Genomic DNA, 23,466 nt, shown 5'->3' with positions numbered 1-23,466 from the left:
GGGAACGCACGTGACGACGCCGCCGATCATCCAGTTCGGCACGAGCCGCTTCCTGCTGGCGCACGTCGACCTGTTCGTTTCCCAGGCACTGGACGAAGGCCACGCGATCGGCGGCATCGGCATCGTCCAGACGACCGGAAACCCGGCCAGTCGCGCCCGAATCGACGCGCTGCGCGCATCCGGTCGCTATCCGGTCCGGATCCGCGGGCGCGACGGCGGCATCGTCGTCGACGAAATCATCGAGTGCCACGCGGTGCATCGCGCGTGGGATGCCGAGCGCGACTGGGCCGAGATACGCCGCGCCGCGATCGAGACGGTGCGCATCATCGTGTCGAACACCGGCGACGCAGGCTATCGCGTCGACCCGCACGACACCGCGGGCCTGCCGGACCAGCCGGGGCAGGTACCGCGCGGCTTTCCGGCGAAGCTGCTCGTGCTGCTCCATGCGCGCTGGCAGGCACGGCCCGACGATGGCGTGTCCATCCTGCCGTGCGAACTGGTGACGAACAACGGCGACACGCTGCGCGACATCGTGCTGGATCTCGCGCGCCAGTGGCGCCTGCCCGACACGTTCGCCGACTATCTGCGCAACCGGTGCGTGTGGGTCAATTCGCTCGTCGACCGCATCGTGTCCGAACCGCTTCACCCGGTCGGCGCGATCGCGGAGCCCTACGCGCTATGGGCGGTCGAACGGCGTGCCGGCATGACGCTGCCGTGCCGGCACGCGCAGATCGTCGTGACCGACGATTTGCGCAGCCACGAGCGCCTGAAGCTGTTCTTCCTCAATCTTGGACACAGCTGGCTCGCGGAACAGTGGCTCGCGGCCGGGCGCGACGCATCGGAAACGGTGCTGGACGCAATGAACGATGCGCGGCTGCGCGACGGTCTCGAGGCGGTGTGGCGCGATGAAGTCGCGCCGGTATTCGTGGCGCTGGGCTTGCGCGAGACGGCCGAACGCTACGTCGACAGCGTGCGCGAACGCTTTCTCAATCCGTTTCTCGCGCATCGTATCGCCGATATCGCGGTCAACCATCGCGAGAAGGTCGCGCGGCGCATCGAGCCGTTGCTCGCGCTCGCGGATTCGCTGGCGCTGCCGGCCGAACAACCGCGGTTGCGGCAACTTGTCGCCCGCCATGAGCCGGCGGCCGGTGAACCGGCGGTCGTCGCAACGACAGGAAGAGGTGCATCGTGACGCAACCGGCAATCGTGATTCTTCACGGCGACGACAACGTCGCCGTCGCACTCGAAGCGCTGGCGCCCGACATGCCGATCGACGTGCACGGCGCGCCATTGCGGCTGGCGGCGGCGGTGCCGGCCGGCCACAAGATCGCCACGGCGCCGATCGCGCGCGGCGACGCGATCGTCAAATGCGGCCAGCCGATCGGCATCGCGCTGCGCGACATCGCCGCGGGCGAGCACGTTCACGTGCACAACGTCGGGATGCCCGAGCGGCACGCGCACGACGGCGGGCCGGCCGGCGGCGCGAGCGACGAACGCACGGATCGCAGCGATTCCTTCGACGGATTCGTGCGGCCCGACGGCCGCGTGGGGACCCGCAACTACATCGGCGTGATCGCGAGCGTCAACTGTTCGGCGAGCGTCTGTCACGCCATCGCGGATGCATACCGGCACGGCGCGCTCGATGCGTTCGGTCATGTCGACGGCGTCGTCGCGATCACCCATCAGAGCGGCTGCGGCATGTCGGCGACCGGCGACGGCATCGAACTGCTGCGGCGCACGCTCGTCGGCTATGCGCGGAACCCGAATTTCGCCGGCGTGCTGCTCGTCGGCCTCGGCTGCGAGGTCAATCAGGTCGGGGCGCTCGCGGAGCGGCTCGACGCGTGTGCGCCGGGCACCGTGCGCACGCTGGTCATCCAGGACGAGGGCGGGGTGCGTGAAACCGTTGCGCGAGGGGTATCGATCGTGCGCGAGTTGCTGGAGGTGGCCGACGGCGCGCGGCGCAGCGCCGTGCCGGCCTCGCGGCTGACGGTCGGCCTGCAATGCGGCGGGTCCGACGGCTACTCGGGCATCACCGCGAACCCGGCGCTCGGCGCGGCCGTCGATCTGCTGGTCCGCAACGGCGGCACGGCGATTCTGTCGGAGACCCCCGAGATCTACGGCGCCGAGCATCTGCTGATCGCGCGGGCGGCGTCGCGCGACGTGGCCGAGCGCCTGCTCGGCAGGTTGCAGTGGTGGGAGCGCTACGTTGCCGACAACGGCGGCGAAATGAACAACAACCCGTCTCCGGGCAATATCGCCGGCGGCATCACCACGATTCTGGAGAAGTCGCTCGGCGCGGTATCGAAGGGCGGCCGCTCGACGCTTCGCGCGGTCTACGACTACGCGGAGCCGGTGGGGCAGTCGGGGCTCGTTTTCATGGATACGCCCGGGTACGACCCGGTGTCGGCCACCGGGCAGATCGCCGGCGGCGCGAACCTGATGTGCTTCACGACGGGCCGCGGCTCGGTGTTCGGCTCGAAGCCGGTGCCGACGATCAAGATCGCGACGACGAGCGGCCTGTTCGAGCGGATGCAATCGGACATGGATTTCGACAGCGGCGGGATCGTCGCCGGCTCGCTCACGGTCGGTGAAGCGGGCGCGCGGTTGTTCCGGCTGATGCTCGACGTCGCCTCCGGACGAAAATCCCGAAGCGAGGACAACGGCATCGGCGAACGCGAATTCGTGCCGTGGCTGCGCGGCGCGATCATGTGACGCGCAAGGCGGCGTGCGGCCGCGCGCGCAATCGGACAGCGAAGGAGAATCCGCGATGAGAACCCGCATGAGCGAGCCGGCGATCGGCGAAACCGGCCACGACGGCCCGCTGTCGGAACTGGAGAAGGGGTTGCTGGGCGAGGCGCTGCGGCTGCTCGCCGAGACGCGCGCGCGGGCGCTGGAACTCTGCGTCGAGGTCAGCCGGCGGCAGGGCGGCGCCGCGCCGGACGTCCACGACTTCAACCTGCCCACGATCATCGAGCTGCAACGGCGCTTCGGTACGCGGTCTCGCCCGCGGGCGCCGTTGCAGGATCGATCGTCGGTGCCGGTTACGCTGCCGACAGCGTGATCGACACGCCCGTCGCGGTATAGACGGGCGTGGCCTTGAACCCGTCGACCGTCACCGTCGAGAACTTGGCCGATGCTGCCGCGCCGTCGATCAGCGCGATCGTGTCGCCGGCTTTCGGCGTGTAGCCGTTCACGAACTTCACGTGCAGCGTGCCGCCCGCAACGGTGAGCGGGCCGCCCACGCGCAGGCGTCCGCCGCCGTTGCCGTCGATGTCGAGTTCGAGCGTCGTGTTGTCGAGCTGCGTGTAGCGGGCCGCGATCGTCACGGGCGCACCGGCCGCGATCCGCATGCTGCCGCCCGAGCCGACGTACACGTCGCCTGTACCGAACGCCGTCGTCGATGCCGCCGCCAGCGTGCCGCCGCTCACCTGCGTGCCGCCCGTGTAGCTGTTGTTGCCTGCCAACGTCAGCGTGCCGGTGCCCTGCAGCGTCAGCTTGCCGGCGCCCGCGACATCGTTGCGCCACAGGTCGGCCGCATTCAGGCCGCCCTGCGATGCATCCATCGACACGATCACGTTGCCGTTGAATGCGCCGTAGCCGTCGGCCGCCGCGAACAGGTTCAGGCGCCCCCAGCCTTCGGCGTCGTCCATGACCGGATAGCCGGACGGCAGTTCGGTCGTCTTCAGCACGACGCGCCGCTGGTCGGCGCTCAGGTACGGGAAGCGCGTCTGCAGCAGGATTTCCGCGCCCTTCGGCACGACCGGCGGCGCGTTGGTCGATTCGATCGCGCCGAAGCCGAACGTCATGCGGCGCAGGAACGCCGCCTTGTTCGTCGCATAGTCGGCGAACCGGTCGGTGGCCGTCGTGCCGGTGTGCGCGAATGCGGCGAACGTCGTGGCGCTCGTGCCCGTCAGTTGCTGCAGCGCCTGATGGGCCTGGGCGTAGGCGGCCTGCGCGTCGCCGGCGTAGGCGGTCAGGTTCGCCGCGCTGACGGCCAGCGCGAGCATGCGGCCGCCGATCACGTCGAGCGGCGAGTGCATGCCGGCGAGGATCCGGTTCTCGCCGAGCTCGAGGCCGCGGCTGACCATTTCCTGGAAGCGTTCCGGCACGAGCCACGCCATCGTCGTCGCATCGCGCACCGCTTCGGCCGTGTGGCCGCTGATGAACCCGCCGTCGGTCGCGGGCGTCGTGCTTTCGGCCGGCACGAGCGTCGGCGCGACGACCACGCTCGTGCTCCAGCGGTACGGGCGCGCGTATTTGTAGAAGCGCTTGGTCGGCTCGGTCGACGCGTTGTTGCCCATTTCGTTGAGCAGGTCGACGACTTTCCCGAAGCTGGCGTTGCCGCTGCTGCTGCCGACGCCGACGTTGTTGCCGGCGTCGTTGTACAGCACGGTCGTGGCGTCGGCGGGCACGCTGGTGATGCTGGTCGTCTGCTGGGCCGCGGTGCGCCAGGCGGCGGTGAGCGGGCCCATGCCGTCGGTCACGCTGTATCCCTTGCCGCGCCGGTCGTCGTAGTACGCGGCATCGGCCTGCTGCGGCGTACGGGCGGTCGTCGCGTTGACCACATACTGCACGTTGGCCGACAGCACCGCGTCGTTCACGATCGTGCCGCACGAAACGCCGCTGTTCGGCAGTCCGGAGCAGGGCGATGGCGAGACGGCCGGGAACGCGCCGTTGGCCGACGCGGTCACGCCCGCGTCGACGAGCATCGTTGCCGGCTGCCAGAGATCGAGGAAGCGGCTCGTCACGCGCACCGCGGCGTTGGTCGACAGCGTCGCATAGCGCGCGTCGCCGCGCTGGTTGGTCGCGACGTTGTCGACGAACGCGGGCGCGCTCGGGATCGGCGCGCTGTCGACGAAGCCGGGGTCGGCGGGCGGCGCCGGAACGGCCGCGGCGATCGTGCCGGTCGACGCGACGTCGTCGCCGCCGCCGCAGGCAGCCAGTACGATCGCACTCGACAATGCTGCGGCGTGCAGCGGGAAACGGCTTCGTGACGCAAACATGCAAGACTCCATCCTGAGGGTTGAAGATGGAGGATTGTGGTGAACGATCGTTACGCGGCCGTTACGGAATTGTTTCGCGTCATCGTTGGCGCGCGAAAATTCCCACTATCTGGTTAATTTCCGATACTGAACATGACGGGCGCCGGTTCGATGCGCCCGTCGCGCAACCCTGGCCGCGAGTCGAATCGCTACGCGCCGGCCGGGCGCGCGTCGAGCCGGAACAGCGAGACGGCCTCGGCAAGCCGGCTTCCCTGTTCTTCGAGCGATTTCGATGCGGCGGCGGCCTGTTCGACGAGCGCCGCGTTCTGCTGGGTGACTTCATCCATTTGCGTGATGGCCAGGTTGACCTGCTCGATGCCGCGGCTCTGCTCGTTCGACGCGGCGGCGATCTCGCCCATGATGTCGGTCACGCGGGAGATCGCGTGCGTGACCTGGCTCATCGTATCGCCTGCGTTGTTCGCGATATGCGAGCCGTCCTGGATTTTCCGGACCGATTGCGAGATCAGCTCGCGAATTTCCTTCGCGGCGTTCGACGAACGCTGCGCGAGACTTCTGACTTCGCTGGCCACCACCGCGAAGCCACGGCCTTGCTCGCCGGCACGGGCGGCCTCCACGGCGGCGTTGAGCGCGAGGATGTTGGTCTGGAATGCGATTCCTTCGATGATCGCGGTGATCTCGCCGATCTTGGTGGAACTGGTGCTGATGTCCGTCATCGTGTCGACCATCAGCCCGACCGCCGCGCTGCCGCGCTGGGCGACCTCCGATGCGTTGTCGGCCAGCCCGCTCGCCTGCTGCGCGTTGTCGGCGTTCAGGCGCACGGTGGACGTCAATTGCTCCATGCTCGACGCCGTTTCCTGCAGCGACGCGGCCTGCTGCTCCGTGCGGGACGACAGATCCTGGTTGCCGGACGCGATCTCGGCGGCCCCCGTCGCGACGTTGCCCGATGCCGTACGCATTTCCGAGATCAGGCGGACCAGGTTGGCCTGCATTTCCCGCATGGAAGCCAGCACGCTGCCGACCGGCGCAGCGCCGGTCGTGGATTCGGTGCCGAGATCGCCGGCGGCGATACGGCGCGCGATGTCGCTGAGCGCGGCAGGCTCCGCGCCCAGCGAGCGCAGCAGGTCGCGGGTGATGAACAGACCCGAGATCGCGGCTGCCGCAGCGGCGGCGATGCAGATGGCGATCAGCATCAGTCGTCGCGAGGTATAACGGTCGTTCGATTCCTTCACCAGTTGGTCGGCCATCGTGCGCGAGTAAGTTGCATACGTGTCGGTGGCCGCGACGAGCTGGGCCAGCAGCGGTCGACACTGTTCGTTGATCATCGTGACCGCCTGATCGCGCCGGTTGTTCGCCGCCGCGTCGACGATGGCGCGCGCCACGGGGCCGTACTGCGCCTCGACCGCCCCGATTTGCCGAACCAGTTCGCGAGACTTGTCGGACGCGCCGCTCCCCTCGCGCACCGCATTCGTCAGTTCGCCCATCAGCGCGCCGACTTCGCGGTCGGCCTGCAGTGCCGCCTCCTTCTCGATGTCCGCGTCGCGCGGGCTGGCCGCGAGCACCTGGTTGCGGGCGGCGATCGCGCGCCGATCGACCGCGAAGCGAATCTTGTCCGCCAGGTTCGCGCGGGCGTTGGTGCCGTTGACGTAATTCTCGAATGCCGCGTTCGCATTGCCGAGCGATACGATGCCGAGGAGGGAGACGAGCACAACCATGCACGTAAGAAGTCCGAAAGCCATGATCAGCTTCGTGCGAACCGTTAACCGTCGATCATTCATGGGGATATTCCATTCGTTGGTATCAAATAGTTTTCCTTATTATCGGAACGGTGAATGAACAATTTAGGGCGGCGGCCTGGGGCAATCGTTTGCGAGTAACCTGCCGGCAAAAAATAATCTGGCTGCGACCCGCGTTCGTCATGCCGAGCGGGCGAACGGCTCCGGTTCCGAGCAACACACCCGGTTTCTGCCTTCGCGCTTCGCCCGATAAAGCGCCATGTCCGCCTGATGCGACAGCGCGTGCACGGATGCGGGGCGTGCACGATGGCCGGTCGTGCAGCCGATGCTGACGGTGAAGGGCGGCACGGTTTCCGCAAACCCGTCGAGCCGGTTGCGCTCGACTTCGCGGCGGATCGCCTCGGCAACCCGCGCGGCACCGGCTTCGTCCGTATCGGGCAACACCGCGACGAACTCCTCGCCGCCGTAGCGCGCGGCGAGGTCGCCGCGCCGCCGCGTGTGCGTGCGGATGCATTCGGCGAGAAAGCGCAGCGCCGTGTCGCCCTTGGCGTGGCCGTGCAGGTCGTTGTACTGCTTGAAGTGGTCGGCATCGATGAACAGGATCGACAGGCTGCCGTGGCTGCCCCGTTGCAGCCGTTCCCATTCGTCGGCCAGCGCGATATCGAGCGCGCGGCGGTTGCGCAGGCCCGTCAGCGGATCGGTCCGGGTGAGGTCCATCAGCAGCGTCTGCTTGCGCTGGTTGTCCCGCAGCGCAAACGCAAGCAGCCAGACCACCGCGCAGAACAGCGTGCTGATCACGGTAGCCGATACGCCGACCGTCCACGACAGGCGTGTAATGCCCGCCAGCACGTCGTGCTCGGCCGGCGCGACGACGGCGATCAGCGGCGTGCCCGGGATCCGCTGGTATGTATACAGCCGCAGGATCCCGTCGATGCTCGAGCGCGCGGGATAGAAGCCCGATTCGCTGTTCACCATCCTTTCGAAGGATTTCGAGCGACGCAGGTGGTTCATCTGGCCGTCGTTCAACGACGGGTTTCTCGCGAGGATCGTGCCGTCCGCGCGCACAATCGCGCTGACACCGTTCGGGCCGACATCGAGGCGGGACAGGAGGTGCTCGAAATAGGCGAGATCGATGGCGACGACTGCGATCCCGTTGAACGTATGATCCGGCCGCTCGATGCGGCGCGACAGCGCGATGGATTCCTTGCCGCCGCGCGAACGTGCGCGATACGCTCCGGACACGTAGAGGCCGACGTTGTCCGCGTCGCGATGGACCTTGAAGTAGTCGCGATCGCTGAAGTCCCAGCGATGGGTCGTGCCGCAGCATCCGTCGATCAACTGGCCGCGCTCGTCGGTCACGCCCATGCCGGTGAGATACTGGGCCGCGGTGCGCTCGAACAGCAGGTCGTGCCGCAACCCGGCGTCCATGCGCTGCACGGCGGGCTTGCCGAGGTCGGCAGCCAGCGCCACCAGCGCGTTGTTCGACGTTTCGACCGTCCTCCCGATCTGGCTCGCGAGCACGGCCGCGACGTTGCGCGACGTCTCATGCGCATGCTCGACGACTTCGCTCCGGGCGGCCCACAGCGTTGCCGCACTGATTGCGAGCGCGGCGAGCGACATCAGCGTGCCCAACGCACCGACGGCAAGATGGTTGCGTCCGGCCCAGTCGGCAATTTTCTCGATCGAAGTGAATGCGGCCATGCTCGCGCTCGTGTGGGAAGCCGGCAGACATTGCTCCGGCGCGGGTCAAATCCGAGTTAACGGCATGGTTAACCAAAAATCGAGGCCGGCGTGGCAACCGGTCGACGCGTGTGGCGCCGCCCGAAGGGGCGCAAACGTGTGCGCCCGAATCGAGGGTAATTACCAACGGGATGCCATTCAAGATGAGGCCGTCTCGGCCGATATCTGTACCAAATGGTTAACGTCGCGAGTCCCCTGCATGAAATTGTCCACGAAACTGATGATGCTCGTCGCCGCCGCGCTGACCGGCATCGTGTTGCTTGCCGCCCTGTCGCTGCATACGTTGCGCGATGCGCTGATCGACAGCCGTCGCGAAGAGATCGTCATTCTCCTGACGAAAGCCGAACATCTGGTCAATTCCTACCGCGCATTGCAGGCGAGCGGCGCGCTTACCCGGGAGCAGGCCCAGCAGCAGGCGAAAGCCGCGTTGTCGGCGCTCAACGCGGATACGCGCAGCTACTACTGGGTCACGACATCCGACGGCGTCAATCTGGTGCATCCGAACGCGAAGTTCATCGGCACCCGGGCCAAGGGAAACCGCACGACCCTCGGCATGACCGATAGCGAGGCATACCGCGCGGGGATGGCACAGGCCCATTTCGCGCTCGTCGACGTACTGATCAAGCGCAGTCCCGAAGCGGACCTGGAGCCGAAACTCCAGGGGGTGGTCGCCATTCCCGACTGGGACTGGTGGATCGGCACGGGCTTTTTCTACGACGACATCAATGCGGCTTTCACGCGGCTCGCGTTGATACTGGGTGCCATTGCGCTTGCCATCTCCGTGGTGCTGGGGGCGATCGCGTGGGGTGTGCTGCGCAGCGTCATGCGCACGCTGGGCGGCGAGCCTGCCCATGCGACGGGCATTGCGGCCCGCATCTCGGCCGGCGAGCTGGACGTCGAGTTCGATGCGGCGAAGGCCGCGCCGGGAAGCTTGCTCGTGGCGCTGAGCGAAATGAAGTCGCGGCTGACCGACACGATCGCCGAGATCCAGGCCGCGAGCCATTCGATCGCGGTCGGCACCGGGGAGATCGCGCAAGGCAACCTGGACCTGTCGCAGCGCACGGAGGAGCAGGCGGCGTCGCTGCAGGAAACGGCGGCCAGCATGGAACAGATCACTTCGACGGTCAAACAGAATGCCGAGCATGCGCATCATGCGAATGCGCTCGTGACCCGTGCCAAAGCGGCGACCGAGCTCGGCGGCGGCGCCGTGCAGGAGGTCGTGGAAACGATGCGGCAGATTTCGGACGAGTCGACGCGCATCGCCGACATCACCGTCGTGATCGAAAGCATCGCGTTCCAGACGAACATCCTTGCGCTCAATGCGGCCGTCGAAGCGGCGCGAGCCGGCGAGCAAGGGCGCGGGTTCGCGGTCGTGGCCTCGGAAGTGCGCTCGCTTGCCCAGCGCAGCGCCGCGGCGGCAAAGGATATCAAGGGTCTGATCGAGGCGTCGGTCGAGCGGGTTGGCAGCGGCAGTCGGCTCGTCGCGGCTGCGGGGACGCGCATGACGGAGATCGTCCGGTCGATCGACCAGGTTGCCGGGATCATGGGCAAGATCTCGGCGGCCTCCGCCGAGCAAAGCACCGGTATCGAGCAGGTCAGCAAGGCCGTGTCGCAAATGGACGAGGTCGTCCAGCAGAATGCCGCGCTCGTCGAGCAGGCTGCCGCGGCCGCTTCGTCGCTGGATGAACAGGCGGCGCGGCTGAGGGCCGCGGTGTCGGTTTTCCGGCTGGGCACCTGATCCGCGGATTTCGACGAAAGAATCGGGGCGTGCGCGGGCGATGAGCCGCGCAGGCCCGGATCGTTCTCGAGCGGTCGATCGGGCACGTTGAAAAAGCAGGCGTGTCGTGGCGACCCGGCGCGCCACAAACGGGGCGCCTCCCCGACTACGGCACAGCGCGCAGGCGGCCACGCCCAGCACGGGGGCGCTCTGCCGCCAGGAGCCAGGAGCCAGGACCGGAAACCGGCACCGCGCGCCGTCGGCGCGCCGATTGATAACGAATAAACATCAATTCTTCCAAAAATTGCACTTATCGTTTGGCCGGCATCGAGGGAACATGCCGGAAAACGACAATCGACCAGCCCCACCCGCGTATTCCAGGATTTTCAGGAGACACCCAGATGCACCCCTCGTCCAGCCTTCCGGCCGAACGCTCGAAGGCCGCCGCGATCTTTCGCGTCACGGCCGGCAATTTTCTCGAGCAGTTCGACTTCTTTCTGTTTGGCTTCTACGCCACGCAGATCGCCAACGTCTTCTTCCCCGCGCAAAGCGAGTTCGCATCGTTGATGATGACCTTCGCCGTGTTCGGCGCCGGCTTCCTGATGCGGCCGCTGGGCGCGATCGTGCTGGGCGCGTACATCGACGAGGTCGGCCGCCGCAAGGGCCTGATCGTGACGCTGTCGATCATGGCGAGCGGCACCATCCTGATCGCGTTCGTGCCGGGCTATGCGACGATCGGGCTGCTCGCGCCCGTGCTCGTGCTGATCGGCCGGCTGCTGCAGGGCTTCTCCGCGGGCGCGGAACTGGGCGGCGTGTCGGTTTATCTGGCCGAGCTGGCGACGCCCGGCCGCAAGGGCTTCTTCACGAGCTGGCAATCGGCCAGCCAGCAGGTGGCGATCGTCATCGCGGCGGCCCTCGGCTTCGCGCTCAATCAGTGGCTGAGCGCATCGCAGATCGCCGCCTGGGGATGGCGCGTGCCGTTCTTCGTCGGCTGCATGATCGTGCCGTTCATTTTCATGCTGCGTCGCAACCTCGAGGAAACCCAGGAGTTCAAGGCGCGCAAGCATCGTCCGGGCATGAAGGAAGTGTTCGGTACGCTGGTCCAGAACTGGGGCGTCGTGATCGCGGGCATGATGCTGGTCGCGATGACCACCACGAGCTTCTATCTGATCACGGTCTACGCGCCGACCTTCGGCAAGACGGTGCTGCATCTGAGCACCGCCGACAGCCTGCTCGTGACGCTCTGCGTCGGCGTGTCGAACTTCGTGTGGCTGCCGATCGGCGGCGCATTGTCCGACCGGATCGGCCGCCGGCCGCTGCTGGTCGGCATGACGGTGCTCACCGTCCTGACCGCCTACCCGGCGCTCTCGTTCCTCGCTCACGCGCCGTCGTTCGCGAACATGCTGATCGTCCTCCTGTGGCTCTCGTTCATGTACGGGATCTACAACGGTGCGATGGTCGTCGCGCTGACGGAAGTGATGCCGGTACAGGTGCGTGTCGCGGGCTTCTCGCTCGCCTACAGCCTCGCGACGGCCGTGTTCGGCGGCTTCACGCCGGCCATCTCGACCGGGCTCATTCACATGACGGGCGACAAGGCCGCACCGGGCTACTGGATGAGTTTCGCCGCGGTGTGCGCGCTGCTCGCGACGTTTGCCCTCTATCGTCGCCACGCAACGACGCTGACGCCGGCGCATTGATGCCAGGCCCATCCGGAACGTTCACTCCCACCCACGCATCCGCATGACCACGACCATGAGAAATCTGCTCCTGAAATGCTGCGCGACCGCGCTCGTCGCCACTGCGGCGGTAGCGGCCAACGTACAGGCCGCCGAACTGCACGTGATGAGCTCGGGCGGCTTCACCGCCGCCTACAAGGTGCTCGGCCCGCGGTTCGCGTCCACGACGGGCAATTCGCTCGCGACGGCGCTCGGCCCGTCGATGGGCAAGTCACCCGAGGCGATTCCGAACCGCCTCGCGCGCGGCGAGCCCGCCGACGCCGTCATCATGGTCGGCTACGCGCTGGACGACCTGATTAAGCAAGGCAAGGTCATCCCCGGCTCGCGCGTCGAGCTGGCCGACTCGCGCATCGGCATGGTCGTGCGCGACGGCGCGGCGAAGCCCGACATCAGCACCGCCGAAGGCCTCAAGGAGGTGCTGCTGCACGCGAAGTCGATCGCTTACTCGGATAGCGCGAGCGGTGTGTATATCGAGCGCGAGCTGTTCAAGAAGCTCGGCATCGAGGAACAGGTGAAGTCGAAGGCGAAGATGATTCCGCGGATTCCGGTGGCGTCGGTCGTCGCGAACGGCGACTACGAAATCGGCTTCCAGCAGGTCAGCGAGCTGCTGCCCGTCAAGGGGGCGACCTTCGTCGGCAAGATTCCCGAGCCGCTGCAGTCGGTCACGCGCTTCGCTGCCGGCATCCCCGTCGGCGCGCAGCATCCGCAGGAAGCGAAGGCGCTGCTCGACTATCTCGCGTCGCCCGACGTGCAGGCCGACGTGAAATCGACCGGACTGGATTCCGTTTCCGCTCATTGAGCGTCGATCGGCGGGAAGGCTTGCGTCAGACAGCCTTCCCGTCACCGTCGGCATCGCCGGCGGAATCGTCTGCATTGGCCCCGTCCGCGGATACCGGCCCGACTGCGGCGAGCTTCTGCGCAAGACGCGCACGATCACACGCACCTTCCCACAACGAAACGAAGATCACCGCGCAGGCATTGCTGATCACGCTCGTCAGCGCGCGTGCCTCGGACAGGAAGCGGTCGATGCCGACCAGCAGCGCCACGCCGGCGACGGGCAGGTCGGGCATGACGACGAGCGTGGCGACCAGCGCAACCAGTCCGCTGCCGGACACGCCGGCCGCGCCCTTCGACGTGAGCAGCATGATCGCGAGCATCACCGCGATCTGCGACGCGGAGAGCGGCACGTCGCACGCCTGCGCGATGAACAGCGCCGCGAGCGTCAGGTAGATCGCCGTACCGTCCAGATTGAAGGAGTAGCCTGCCGGCAGCACGAGCCCCACGACGCCCTTGTCGCAACCGAGCGCCTCCAGCTTGACGATCAGGCGCGGCAGGACGGGCTCCGACGAGGACGTCGCCAGGACGATGAGCAACTCCTCGCGCATGTAGCGCAAGAGCCGCCACAGCGCGAAGCCGTGCAGCCGCGCGAGCGGTGCGAGCACCAGCGCGACGAACAGCGCGCATGCCACGTAGAAGGACAACATCAGCTTCGCAAGCGAGCCGACCGAGCCGATCCCGAAGCGGCCCACCGTGAAAGCCATCGCGCCGAATGCGCCGAGCGGCGCGAGCCGCATGATCATCGCGAGCACGCGAAAGACAATCTGGCCGACGCCGTCGATCAGCGCAAGAACGGGCCGGCCGGCCTGCGGATGTGCGTTCAGCGAGAAGCCGAACAGCAGCGACAGCAGCAGCACCGGCAGCACCTCGCCTTTCTCGAACGCGCCGAGCATCGTATCGGGGATCACGCTCAGCCCGAAGGCCACGAGCCCAGGCGGCTGCGCATGCTTCACATACTGGGCGATGACGCTCGAATCGAGATGGTGCACGTCGATGTGCATGCCGGCGCCGGGTTGCAGCACGAACGCCGTGACGAGTCCGATCGCGAGCGCGACGGCGGTCAGCAGATAGAAGAGCGCCAGCGCCCGGACGATCGTCCGGCCGATTGCCTGCCCGCTCGCCAGGGACGTGATGCCCGATACGATCGTGCAAAAGACGATCGGCGCGATGGTCATCCGCACGAGCCCGACGAACGCATCGCTGAGGGGCTTGAGCATGGCGCCTGCCGCCGGCCAAACGTGACCGACGGTCACGCCGAGCATCATCGCGAGCAGGACCTGCACGTAAAGCGATCTAAGCAGCCTGGCCAACCTCACTGTCCCGTCTTCCTTCGCATTTTCTTTGTCGTTGTCACACCGGTGCGCTGCCGCTTGCGATACCGCCGCGCTTCGCGTCGATGACCATCCGGTGAAACGCTTCGGCGGCCGGCGTGAGCGGCCTTCCGCGTCGTTTCACGATCCCCACGCGTCGTTTGACGACCGGTTCGACGAGCGGCACGCTCGTGAGAATCGGATGGTCGTGCCCGGGCATCGCCATCGAGGGCACGGCGGCGACGCCGAGCCCCGCCTCGATCAATCCGAGCAGCGTCGTGACGTGGCGCGCCTCGCAGACGCTCGGCCCGCGCGGCGCCACGGCGGCCAGCGCCTGGTCGAGCAACAGACGGTTACCGGAAGTCTTGTCCACCGACACGTAGTCGTGCTCGTAAAGTTCGCTCCAGGTCACGCGCTTCTTGCGCGCGAGCGGGTGGTCGCGGCGGCAGGCGGCAACGAACCGCTCCTGCAGCAACACCTTGAACTCGATCTCGGCTTCCTGGCTGCCCATGAAGCTCACGCCGAAATCGGCCTCGCCGCTGATCACGGCGCCCAGCACCTCGTTCGCGCTCGCGTCGAGCAGTTTGACCCGGATGCGGGGAAAGCGCTGATGATAGCTCGCGATGACGGTGGGCAGAAAGTAGTAGGCCACCGACGGAACGCACGCGATGGTCACATGGCCCAGTCGGCTCGACGAAACGTCGCGAATGCCGAGCAGGGCTGCGTCGAGATCGTCGAGCAGCTGCTCGGCACTCTGGGCGAACACGCGGCCGACGGTGGTGAGCGTGACGCTGCGTGTGGTGCGCTCGAAGAGGCGCACGCCGAGCGCGTCCTCGAGCTTGTCGATCCGGCGACTCAAGGCAGGCTGGGAGAGGCTGACCGCCTCCGCGGCCTTGCGGAAACTCCCCATTTCCACTACCGCGCGAAACGCCTGCAAGTCGGTTAAATCGAAGTTGATTGCCACGGGCCGGTCTCCGCCTGTCAGATGCGGCGTATTGTGCACGATTCTGCCGGCATGACCGTGCTGCGATGAAGGTGGGCCGTGCTGCGCGGCTTACGCAGGTGAGGCCGAACGCCGCGCCGCTCCGCCCTTGCGATACAGCGACAGCGTTGCAAGCAGCCCGCAGCATGCGGCGAAGCTGAGCCAGTAGCCGGGCGCGGCCTTGTCGCCCGTCACCTCGATCAGGTAGGTCGACACCGCGGGCGTGAAGCCGCCAAAGACCGCGGTCGCGAGGCTGAATGCAAGCGAGAATCCGGCCACGCGGACGCTGGCGGGCATGATTTCGGTCAGCGCCGCGACCATGGCGCCGTTGTACATGCCGAAGAAGAAGGAGAGCCACAGCAGCACGGCCAGCATGCGGCCGAAGCTGGGCGCGGATGAAAGCCACGCGAGCGCGGGATACGACGTCACGATGGCCGCGACGGCGATGGCGACGAGAATCGGCTTGCGGCCGATGCGGTCCGACAGCGCACCGCCGACCGGCAGCCAGAAGAAATTCGATACGCCCACGCACAGCGTGACGATCAGGCTGTCCGCCGTGGACAGTTTCAGGACGGCCCTGCCGAACGTCGGCGTGTAGACCGTGATGAGGTAGAACGTCGTCGTGGTCATCGCGACGAGCAGCATGCCGGCCAACACCGTGCGCCAGTTCCGCAGCATCGTCGCGAATACCTCGCGTGCACGCGGATGATGGGTGCGCGCCTTGAATTCGTCCGTTTCCTGCAGCGTCCGGCGAAGCAGGAAAATGACCGGAACGATCGCGCAGCCGATGAAGAACGGGATGCGCCAGCCCCATGCACCGATTTCCTGGCTCGTCAGCAGATGGTTCAGCAGATAGCCCAGGGCCGCCGCGATGACGATCGCGACCTGCTGGCTTGCCGACTGCCAGCTCGTATAGAAGCCGCGATGCCCGGGCGTGGCCATTTCCGCGAGATAGACCGACACGCCGCCCAGCTCGGCACCCGCGGAGAAGCCTTGCAGCAGGCGTCCCAGCAGCACCAGCGCCGGGGCGGCAAGCCCGATCGTCGCGTACCCCGGCACGCACGCGATCAGGATCGTGCCGCTCGCCATGATCGAGAGCGTCACGATCAGGCCTTTGCGTCTTCCCACTTCGTCGATGTATGCGCCGAGCACGATCGCGCCGAGCGGGCGCATCAGGAAACCGGCGCCGAAGACGGCAAACGTCAGCAACAGCGACGCGAACTCGCTTGCCGCCGGAAAGAAGACCCGGGAGATGCTGGTCGCATAGAAGCCGAACAGGAAGAAATCGAACTGCTCGAGAAAATTGCCGCTGGTCACGCGCAGGACCGCGCCGAGCTTCGACGTGCCTGCGGCCGTGCCGTCCGGCGCGGTTGACGGTGAGGGATGCATGGGGTGTCTCCGTTGGATGTATTGTGCGAAGCGGCCCGGAAGCCGGGCTGCTTCGTGTGGCCCGATTCAGTCCGAGCCGAGTTGCAGGCGATTGGCCTGGCGCTTTTCGATCGATGACTTGAGCAGTGCCGCGCAGCGAAAGATGCCGTGCGCGAATTTTCCGTACGGCAACGTTGCGAAGAGCGCCATCACGATGCCGAGATGAACGGCGAGCAGTATCGCCATCGCACTGCTGTCGCGCCACGCGAGCAGCGCCAGTCCCGACGCGCTCACGAGCATCAGCAGCGCAATGAAGCCGCGGTCCATCGGGCGTTGTGCCGGATCGGTCCGCGCGGGGTCGCGCCGCAGGTTGAGCCACAAGAGGCCGGCAGGCCCGATCAGCAGACCGATCCCGCCGGCGGTGCCGAGCAGCACGGGCAGGCTCAGGAACGCGTACGGCGCGTGCAGGTCCAGCGCATAGTGATAGAAGGTCGCCACGAGCGTGGCGGCAAAGCACAGCATGAAGCCGTAGAACGTGAAGTGGTGAAACCGGCGCCGCGCGAGCGTGAATGCATCGTCGGCCTCGTTGCAGCCGTCGCCGTGGCCGCCGTCGAGATAGGTCAGCGCGAGCGCGTGCTTCGCCGCTTCGGCAACCGCCGGCATGCTTGCCGTGCCCGACGACACGTCGCGCCAGAAGTGCGTCACGCCGACCCCGAGCGCCAGCACGGCGAGGCCGAACACCGCGCCGAACATCGCGGCGAGCAGGTTGTGCGGAAAGACCGCATAGAAACGGCCGCCCGACGGGCCGTTCAGCAGCGAGCCGTGCATCGCGACGCCGAGCATCAGGAACAGCGCCAGGCCGATTGCCAGCGCGAGGGCGACGGTCAGGCCGTTGCGCCTGTAGAGCTTGCCCATCGCGGCGGGCCACGCATACTCGGCATACGTATCGACGCGGACCTGCGCCATCGCCTTCGGCACGTTCACCGCGAATTCATGCGGCGGCGCATATTGGCATGCGTGATAGCACGCGCCGCAGTTATGGCACAGGTTGGCCAGGTAGTTGACGTCCGCCTTCGCGAAATCGAGCCGGCGCGCCATCGCAGGAAAGACCGCGCAAAATCCTTCGCAGTAGCGGCATGCATTGCAGATCTGCATCTGGCGCGCGACTTCCGCTTCGTTGTCGGTGACGGGCACGATGCGAATCACGTCGGCACCGCTCGCGCGTTTCGACGGCCGGCCGACGGGCGCGAGCGCCTGGGCGTCGCGAAGGTGTTCTTCAATATTGTGCACGTTGAACTCCAGTCGTTTGCGCGGCCTTCGCCGCCTCGGTGCCCGCGATCCGTCCGAACGCGGTGCCGATCGACATCCCGACGCCTGCCGTGTAGCCCTTGCCGAGCACGTTGCCGGCCATCATCTCGCCGGCAACGAACAGGTTGCCGCTCGGCCGTCCGCCGAAATGGACCTGCGCGCGTTCGTTGACCTTCAGCCCGAGATACGTAAACGTGATGCCGGGACGCAGTGCGTAGCCGAAGAAGGGCGGCGTATCGATCGGGCGTGCCCAGTGGGTTTTCGCGGGACGGATGCCTTCGGTGCGGCAGTCGTCGAGCGCCGTGTGATCGAATGTGCCTGCCCGGCATGCGGCGTTGTACGCGCGCAGCGTGTCGACGAACGCACGTTCGGGCAGGTCCAGCCGGCGCGCGAGTTCCGGCAGCGAATCGGCGCGGGTGCCCGGAAATACCGGCGGCATGAAGCGTCCGACGGCCTTTGCATCGATGATCGAGTAGGCGGTCTGCGCCGGCTGCTGCGCGACGAGGCGGCCCCAGATCGCGTAACGCTTCGGCCAGAAGTCTTCGCCTTCGTCGTAGAAGCGCTGCGCATCGCGGTTGACGACGATACCGAGCGATACGCAATCTATCCGCGTGCAGATGCCGCCGTCGTAGAGCGGCGCGCGTGCGTCGATCGCGACGCAATGCGACTGCGACGGATCGCCGATCGCATCCGCGCCGGCGTCGAGCATCGCCTTGAGCAGGACGCCCTGGTTGAACCGCGTGCCGCGGATGAGGAAATTGTCGGCGGGCCACTCGCCACGCTCGTTTTGTCCCCACGCCTCACGTAGCCATTCGCGGTTGGATTCGAAGCCGCCCGCCGCCAGCACGCAGCTGCGCGCCTCGAAGCGCCGGCTCCCGCTACGCGCGGCGACGAAACGTTCGCCGTCGAGCTCGATTGCGTCGACGGGCGTGTCGTAGCGAATCTGTACGCCGAGCGCTTCGGCGCTGCGGTAATACGCGTTCACGAGCGCTTTGCCGCCGCCCATGAAGAATGCATTGGTCCGCGCCACGTGCAGTGCGCCGGACAACGGCGGCTGAAACCGCACGCCATGTGCACGCATCCACGGGCGGCAGGTCGCCGACGCGCGAATCGCGAGCCGGGCCAGCGCCTCGTTCGTGATGCCGCCCGTGACCTTCAGCAGGTCCTGCCAGTACTCTTCTTCCGGATAGGCGCCGACCAGCACGTCCTGCGGGCCGTCGTGCATGCAGCGCAGGTTGCGGGTGTGCTGGGAGTTTCCGCCGCGCCATTCGCGCGGCGCCGCTTCGAGCAGCAGCACCGAGGCGCCGGCTTCGCGCGCCATCAATGCGGCGCACAGCGCCGCGTTGCCGCCGCCGATTACGAGAACATCGACCATCTGAGTTGTCTCCTTTGAGACGCACTCTACGGATCGGCCTCGCATGCCGCCATCAGCGGAGCGGCAACACGTCTTCAGTTTTTGTGAAGAGGCGGCTCGCGCAGTGTGGCGCCGGGCCACCCGCCTGCCGCAACGATCTCGCGCGCCACGTCGGCGAGGACGACCCGCGCGGCGAGCCCGGCGGGCGACAACTCGTCGTCGGAGACGCTCGCGATCAGGTTCGGCCTCGTCGCCTGGGCATCCGCGACCGGGACGCTCGCGAGCGCGGCGTTTTCCAGCCGCGCGAGCGCCGCGCCCGGTTGAATGGTCGCACCGAGCCCGCCGCGCACCGCATCCATCAACATCGCGAGGCCGTCGACTTCGGCGGCAATGTGCGGGGTGAAGCCGGTGCGCGCGAATGCGACCTCCAGCAATGCGCGCAGGCCATGCGGGCCGCTCGGCAGGATCAGCGGCACGGCGCCGAGGTGCGCCAGATGGACGTGCGGTCCGGCGGGCATGCCCGGCAGGCCGGGGGCGCCGATCACGAACAGATGCTCGTCGAGCAACGGCATCACGCTCCAGCGCTGCGCGGGTTCTTCACGAAACAGGATCGCGAGGTCGATTTGCCGCGCACTCAGCATCGCGCCGAGATAGCCCGACAGGCTCTCGACCATGCGCAGCCGGACATCGGGATAGCGCTGTCGCATCGCCTGCATGAACGCGAGTCCGAGTACGCCAGTCGTGCTGGGCGCAAGACCGACGCTGACGTGCCCCGACAGGCGCGCCTGACGCGCGGCAAGCGCCGCATCGTCGACGTGGCGCAACGCGAGTTGCGCCTGTCTCCAGAACGCGAGACCGGCGTCCGTCGGAACGACGCCCGTGGAGGTGCGTTGCAGCAGGCGCGTGGACAACTCGCTCTCGAGCCGGCTGATCTGCTGGCTCAGGGCGGACGTCACCACGCCCAGCTCCAGCGCGGCCTTGCCCATGCTGCCGTGTTCCACGACGCTGACGAAATAGCGCAGTTGCCTCAGTTCCATCGACACCTCGAATTGACTCAGCCGCCGTATTGTCGCAGCCGACGAGGCGCCGGTGGGGCGAATCGCGTCCGCCGACCACGTGGAGCGCCGCCGGAACGACTTTGTGCGTTGCGGGAGCAGCAGGCGGCGCCGCTCGGCGCGGCCATTTCGGCTCGGCGAGTGTTCAGGTCGCGCAGTGAAGGCCGGCTACGTGCGTGCCGGCGCGAACGGCCGTTTCATACCGCTTCGCTTACTGTCCGTCGACGTCGTTCGCGCAGGGCTTCATGTCGCCGCGTGTCCCGCTTTCATTCGGCAAGCAGCCCGCGCGCGGCCAGGTTCGCATACAGCGCGCGCACGCCGAAGGTCCACGGCGCGATCTCCGTGCACAGCCGCACGGTGTTGACGAGTGCGCCGAGCGCGGGTGTGGAGATCGTGACGCGGTCGCCGAGGTGATGCGTGAATCCGCCGCCGGGCGCGTCGCGATCCTGGATCGGCGAGAACATCGTGCCGAGGAACAGCATGAAGCCGTCCGGATACTGGTGATGCGCGCCGCAGGTCTGCGCGACGAGGTCGGCCGGGTCGCGGCTGATCTCGCGCATGTGGCTGATGCCGTCGAGGACGAAGCCGTCGTCCGCGCCTTCGACGCGCAGCGACACGCTGGCCTGCCGTACGCTGTCCAGCGTGAAGCCGTCGTCGAACAGCCGCACGAACGGACCGATCGCGCAGGAGCCGTTGTTGTCCTTGCATTTGCCGAGCAGCAGCGCCGAGCGGCCTTCGATGTCGCGCAGGTTCACGTCGTTGCCGAGCGTGGCGCCGACCGGCCTGCCGTCGCTGGCGACCGCGAGCACGATCTCCGGTTCCGGGTTGTTCCACACCGACACGGGCAGCAGGCCGACGTCCGCGCCGAAGCCGACCGCGGACATCGGCTGCGCCTTGGAGAACACCTCGGCATCCGGGCCGATGCCGACTTCCATGTATTGCGACCACGCGCCGCGGCGCTCGAGTTCCGCCTTCAGGCGCAGCGCGGCTTCCGAGCCGGGCACGATCTTCGACAGGTCGGTGCCGATGGTCGCGGCGATGGTCTCGCGTACCTCCATCGCCCTGGCCGGATCGCCGCCGGCCTGTTCCTCGATCACGCGCTCGATGAGGCTGACCGCAAACGTGACGCCGCATGCCTTGATGGCCTGCAAGTCGCACGGCGCGAGCAGGCGTGTGGCGCCGGGTGTGCCGTCCAGCGACGCCTGCAGCAACGGCTCGATGCGGCCGAGCGATTCGCCGGGCTCGGTGCGCGCGAGCGCGACTGCATCGGGGCGGTCGAACAGGTCGGCGGTGGTCGGCACGGTGCGCGTGATGTCGAACACTTCGCCGCCGCGCACGGCGACGACGCTCGGGCCCGCGTGGGCGCCATCGTGCCGCCAGACGCGGCCGATCAGCAGTGCGTGTGCGAGGTCGTGCGGCAGGCAGTCGGAAACGGAAGGAGTACGCATGGTCAGCTCGGCAGGAGTCGTGGACGGTAGGATCAGTGCGAATGGCGCGGGTTGCCGCGCTGCTCGATGACCTTCAGGTACAGCGTGGCCGGTTCGAGGCAGCCGCCGGTGGACAACTGCCCCACGAACCGGCGATACAGCTCCTGCCACGGCGTTTGCGCCTGCGGCACGGTGAAGCTTGCCGTTTCGCGGCGGCGCGCGAGTTCGTCTTCGTCGACGAGCACGTCGACGCTGCGGCGATTCAGGTCCACGCGAATGCGGTCGTTCGTGCGCAGCAGCGCCAGGCCGCCGCCGACCGCCGCCTCAGGCGACACGTTCAGGATCGACGGGCTCGCCGACGTACCGCTCTGGCGGCCGTCACCCAGGCAGGGCAGCGACGTCACGCCGCGCTTCACCAGCTCGGCGGGCGGCGCCATGTTGACGACTTCCGAGCTGCCCGGATAGCCGACCGTGCCGCAGCCGCGGATCACCAGGATGCAGCGTTCGTTGATGTTCAGCGCGGGATCGTTGATGCGGGCGTGGTAGTCCTCGGGGCCGTCGAACACGATCGCGCGCGCTTCGAACGTGTTCTCCGCGCCCGGTTCGGCCAGGTAGGTGCGGCGGAAGGCGTCACCCACCACCGACATCTTCATGATGGCGCTGTCGAAGAAGTTGCCCGACAGCACCACGAAGCCGGCGCCGTGCTTGAGCGGCGCGTCGGGCGTACGGATCACGTCGCGGTCGGCGTCCTGCGCTGTGTCGGCGATCTCGCCGATCGCGCGGCCCGATACGGTCAGGCAGTCGCGCCGCAGCAGTCCCGCCGCGTCGAGCTGGCGCAGCACGGCGGGCACGCCGCCGGCGCGATGGAAGCTCTCGCCGAGGTATTCGCCGGCCGGCATGCAGTTGACGAGCAGCGGCACGGCTTCACCGAAGCGCTGCCAGTCGTCCAGGCTCAGTTCGACACCCATGTGGCGCGCAATCGCGATCAGGTGCGGCGGGCAGTTGGTCGACGCGCCGAGCGCGGAGGCCACGACGATCGCATTCTCGAATGCCGCGCGCGTCATGATTTTCGACGGGCGCAGGTCTTCTCGAACGAGCTCGACCGCGCGCTTGCCGGTCGCGTAAGCCATCTGGCCGCGCTCGCGATAGGCCGCGGGAATGCTTGCGCATCCCGGCAGCGACATGCCCAGCGCTTCCGCCAGACTGTTCATCGACAGCGCGGTGCCCATCGTATTGCAATGGCCGATCGACGGAGACGAAGCCGTGGTCAGCTTCATGAAGCCTTCGTAGTCGATCTCGCCGGCCGCGAGCAGGTTGCGGGCATGCCAGATCACCGTGCCCGAGCCGACCCGCTTGCCTTCGTGCCAGCCGTCGAGCATCGGCCCGCCCGACAGCACGATCGCGGGCAGGTCGACGGTAGCGGCCGCCATCAGGCAGGCCGGCGTGGTCTTGTCGCAGCCGGTCGTCAGCACCACACCGTCGAGCGGAAAGCCGTGCAGCACTTCCACCAGCCCGAGATAGGCCAGGTTGCGGTCGAGCGCAGCCGTCGGCCGGCGGCTCTGCTCGGCCAGCGGATGCACGGGGAACTCCATCGGAATGCCGCCCGCGTCGCGAATGCCCGCCTTGGTGCGTTCGGCCAGCTCGATGTGATGGCGATTGCACGGCGCGAGGTCGCTGCCCGTTTGCGCGATACCGATGATGGGGCGGCCCGACTGCAGTTCCTCGCGCGTCAGCCCGTAGTTCATGAAGCGCTCGACATAGAGCGCGGTCATGTCTGCGTGCGCAGGGTCGTCGAACCATTCCTGGCTGCGCAGACGGCGAGGGGTCTGTGACATGGCGGGCTGTCTCCGAAGGGGCCTTTGTGATCTTGTGCGTGCCGGATAGTTACCGGTAACA

General features: G+C 67.4%; 17 protein-coding genes. 6 read left to right on the top strand and 11 right to left on the bottom strand.

Going from position 1 to position 23,466, the window contains the following annotated elements; translation table 11 throughout:
- The first annotated feature begins 10 nt into the window (after nt 1-10).
- From AC5LXX_RS34725 to AC5LXX_RS34715, 3 genes are all read left to right on the top strand, one after another.
- Nucleotides 11-1,192, top strand: coding sequence for a mannitol dehydrogenase family protein (locus AC5LXX_RS34725; RefSeq protein ID WP_493413708.1), 1,182 nt, complete (start codon nt 11-13; stop codon nt 1,190-1,192).
- Entirely contained in the window at nt 1,189-2,712 is a 1,524-nt protein-coding gene (locus AC5LXX_RS34720) for a UxaA family hydrolase (RefSeq protein ID WP_493413707.1), read from the top strand. Before AC5LXX_RS34725 ends, AC5LXX_RS34720 begins: the two co-directional genes overlap by 4 nt.
- Before the next feature lie 67 nt (nt 2,713-2,779).
- Nucleotides 2,780-3,061 (top strand): hypothetical protein, encoded by a 282-nt coding sequence (locus AC5LXX_RS34715; RefSeq protein WP_493413706.1) that lies wholly within the window; start codon nt 2,780-2,782, stop codon nt 3,059-3,061.
- Here the strand turns inward: AC5LXX_RS34715 and AC5LXX_RS34710 are convergent.
- From AC5LXX_RS34710 to AC5LXX_RS34700, 3 genes are all read right to left on the bottom strand, one after another.
- Entirely contained in the window at nt 3,042-5,003 is a 1,962-nt protein-coding gene (locus AC5LXX_RS34710) for a phosphatase PAP2 family protein (RefSeq protein ID WP_493413705.1), read from the bottom strand. The two genes, AC5LXX_RS34715 and AC5LXX_RS34710, sit on opposite strands and share 20 nt — an antisense overlap.
- 188 nt (nt 5,004-5,191) lie before the next feature.
- Nucleotides 5,192-6,778, bottom strand: coding sequence for a methyl-accepting chemotaxis protein (locus tag AC5LXX_RS34705; protein ID WP_493413704.1), 1,587 nt, complete (start codon nt 6,776-6,778; stop codon nt 5,192-5,194).
- A 138-nt stretch (nt 6,779-6,916) separates the two neighbouring features.
- On the bottom strand, nt 6,917-8,437 hold the full coding sequence (locus AC5LXX_RS34700) for a GGDEF domain-containing protein (RefSeq protein ID WP_493413703.1): 1,521 nt from the start codon (nt 8,435-8,437) through the stop codon (nt 6,917-6,919).
- A 238-nt stretch (nt 8,438-8,675) separates the two neighbouring features.
- Here AC5LXX_RS34700 and AC5LXX_RS34695 point away from each other — a divergent pair, with 238 nt between their 5' ends.
- The 3 genes from AC5LXX_RS34695 to AC5LXX_RS34685 all read left to right on the top strand — a co-directional run bounded on the left by AC5LXX_RS34695 (nt 8,676) and on the right by AC5LXX_RS34685 (nt 12,728).
- Nucleotides 8,676-10,214 (top strand): methyl-accepting chemotaxis protein, encoded by a 1,539-nt coding sequence (locus tag AC5LXX_RS34695; RefSeq protein ID WP_493413702.1) that lies wholly within the window; start codon nt 8,676-8,678, stop codon nt 10,212-10,214.
- 380 nt (nt 10,215-10,594) lie between these two features.
- Entirely contained in the window at nt 10,595-11,890 is a 1,296-nt protein-coding gene (locus AC5LXX_RS34690) for an MFS transporter (RefSeq protein WP_493413701.1), read from the top strand.
- Nucleotides 11,891-11,945: 55 nt separating this feature from the next.
- Nucleotides 11,946-12,728: a substrate-binding domain-containing protein gene (locus tag AC5LXX_RS34685; protein WP_493413700.1), complete on the top strand. Its 783-nt coding sequence runs from the start codon at nt 11,946-11,948 to the stop codon at nt 12,726-12,728.
- Between the two features lie 25 nt (nt 12,729-12,753).
- Here the strand turns inward: AC5LXX_RS34685 and dctA are convergent, their stop codons facing one another.
- The 8 genes from dctA to AC5LXX_RS34645 form a co-directional block, all read right to left on the bottom strand.
- The gene (dctA, locus tag AC5LXX_RS34680; protein ID WP_493413699.1) at nt 12,754-14,082 is read right to left on the bottom strand and encodes a C4-dicarboxylate transporter DctA; all 1,329 of its coding nucleotides are present in this window, start codon (nt 14,080-14,082) and stop codon (nt 12,754-12,756) included.
- A 34-nt stretch (nt 14,083-14,116) separates the two neighbouring features.
- On the bottom strand, nt 14,117-15,040 hold the full coding sequence (locus AC5LXX_RS34675) for a LysR family transcriptional regulator (RefSeq protein WP_493413698.1): 924 nt from the start codon (nt 15,038-15,040) through the stop codon (nt 14,117-14,119).
- Nucleotides 15,041-15,130: 90 nt separating this feature from the next.
- The gene (locus AC5LXX_RS34670) at nt 15,131-16,447 is read right to left on the bottom strand and encodes an MFS transporter (protein WP_493413697.1); all 1,317 of its coding nucleotides are present in this window, start codon (nt 16,445-16,447) and stop codon (nt 15,131-15,133) included.
- A 66-nt stretch (nt 16,448-16,513) separates the two neighbouring features.
- Nucleotides 16,514-17,716, bottom strand: coding sequence for a tricarballylate utilization 4Fe-4S protein TcuB (gene tcuB, locus AC5LXX_RS34665; RefSeq protein WP_493413696.1), 1,203 nt, complete (start codon nt 17,714-17,716; stop codon nt 16,514-16,516).
- Complete coding sequence (gene tcuA, locus AC5LXX_RS34660) at nt 17,703-19,109, bottom strand: FAD-dependent tricarballylate dehydrogenase TcuA (protein ID WP_493413695.1); 1,407 nt, start codon at nt 19,107-19,109, stop codon at nt 17,703-17,705. Before tcuA ends, tcuB begins: the two co-directional genes overlap by 14 nt.
- 74 nt (nt 19,110-19,183) lie before the next feature.
- A complete protein-coding gene (locus AC5LXX_RS34655) occupies nt 19,184-20,125 on the bottom strand; it encodes a LysR family transcriptional regulator (RefSeq protein WP_493413694.1) in 942 nt (313 codons plus the stop codon).
- 284 nt (nt 20,126-20,409) lie between these two features.
- Nucleotides 20,410-21,591: a fumarylacetoacetate hydrolase family protein gene (locus AC5LXX_RS34650; protein WP_493413693.1), complete on the bottom strand. Its 1,182-nt coding sequence runs from the start codon at nt 21,589-21,591 to the stop codon at nt 20,410-20,412.
- A gap of 32 nt (nt 21,592-21,623) precedes the next feature.
- Nucleotides 21,624-23,405, bottom strand: coding sequence for an IlvD/Edd family dehydratase (locus AC5LXX_RS34645; RefSeq protein WP_493413692.1), 1,782 nt, complete (start codon nt 23,403-23,405; stop codon nt 21,624-21,626).
- Nucleotides 23,406-23,466: the final 61 nt, after the last annotated feature.

Source organism: Burkholderia torrens, from assembly GCF_984668525.1.
This window is presented reverse-complemented; position numbering and strand designations above follow the sequence as displayed.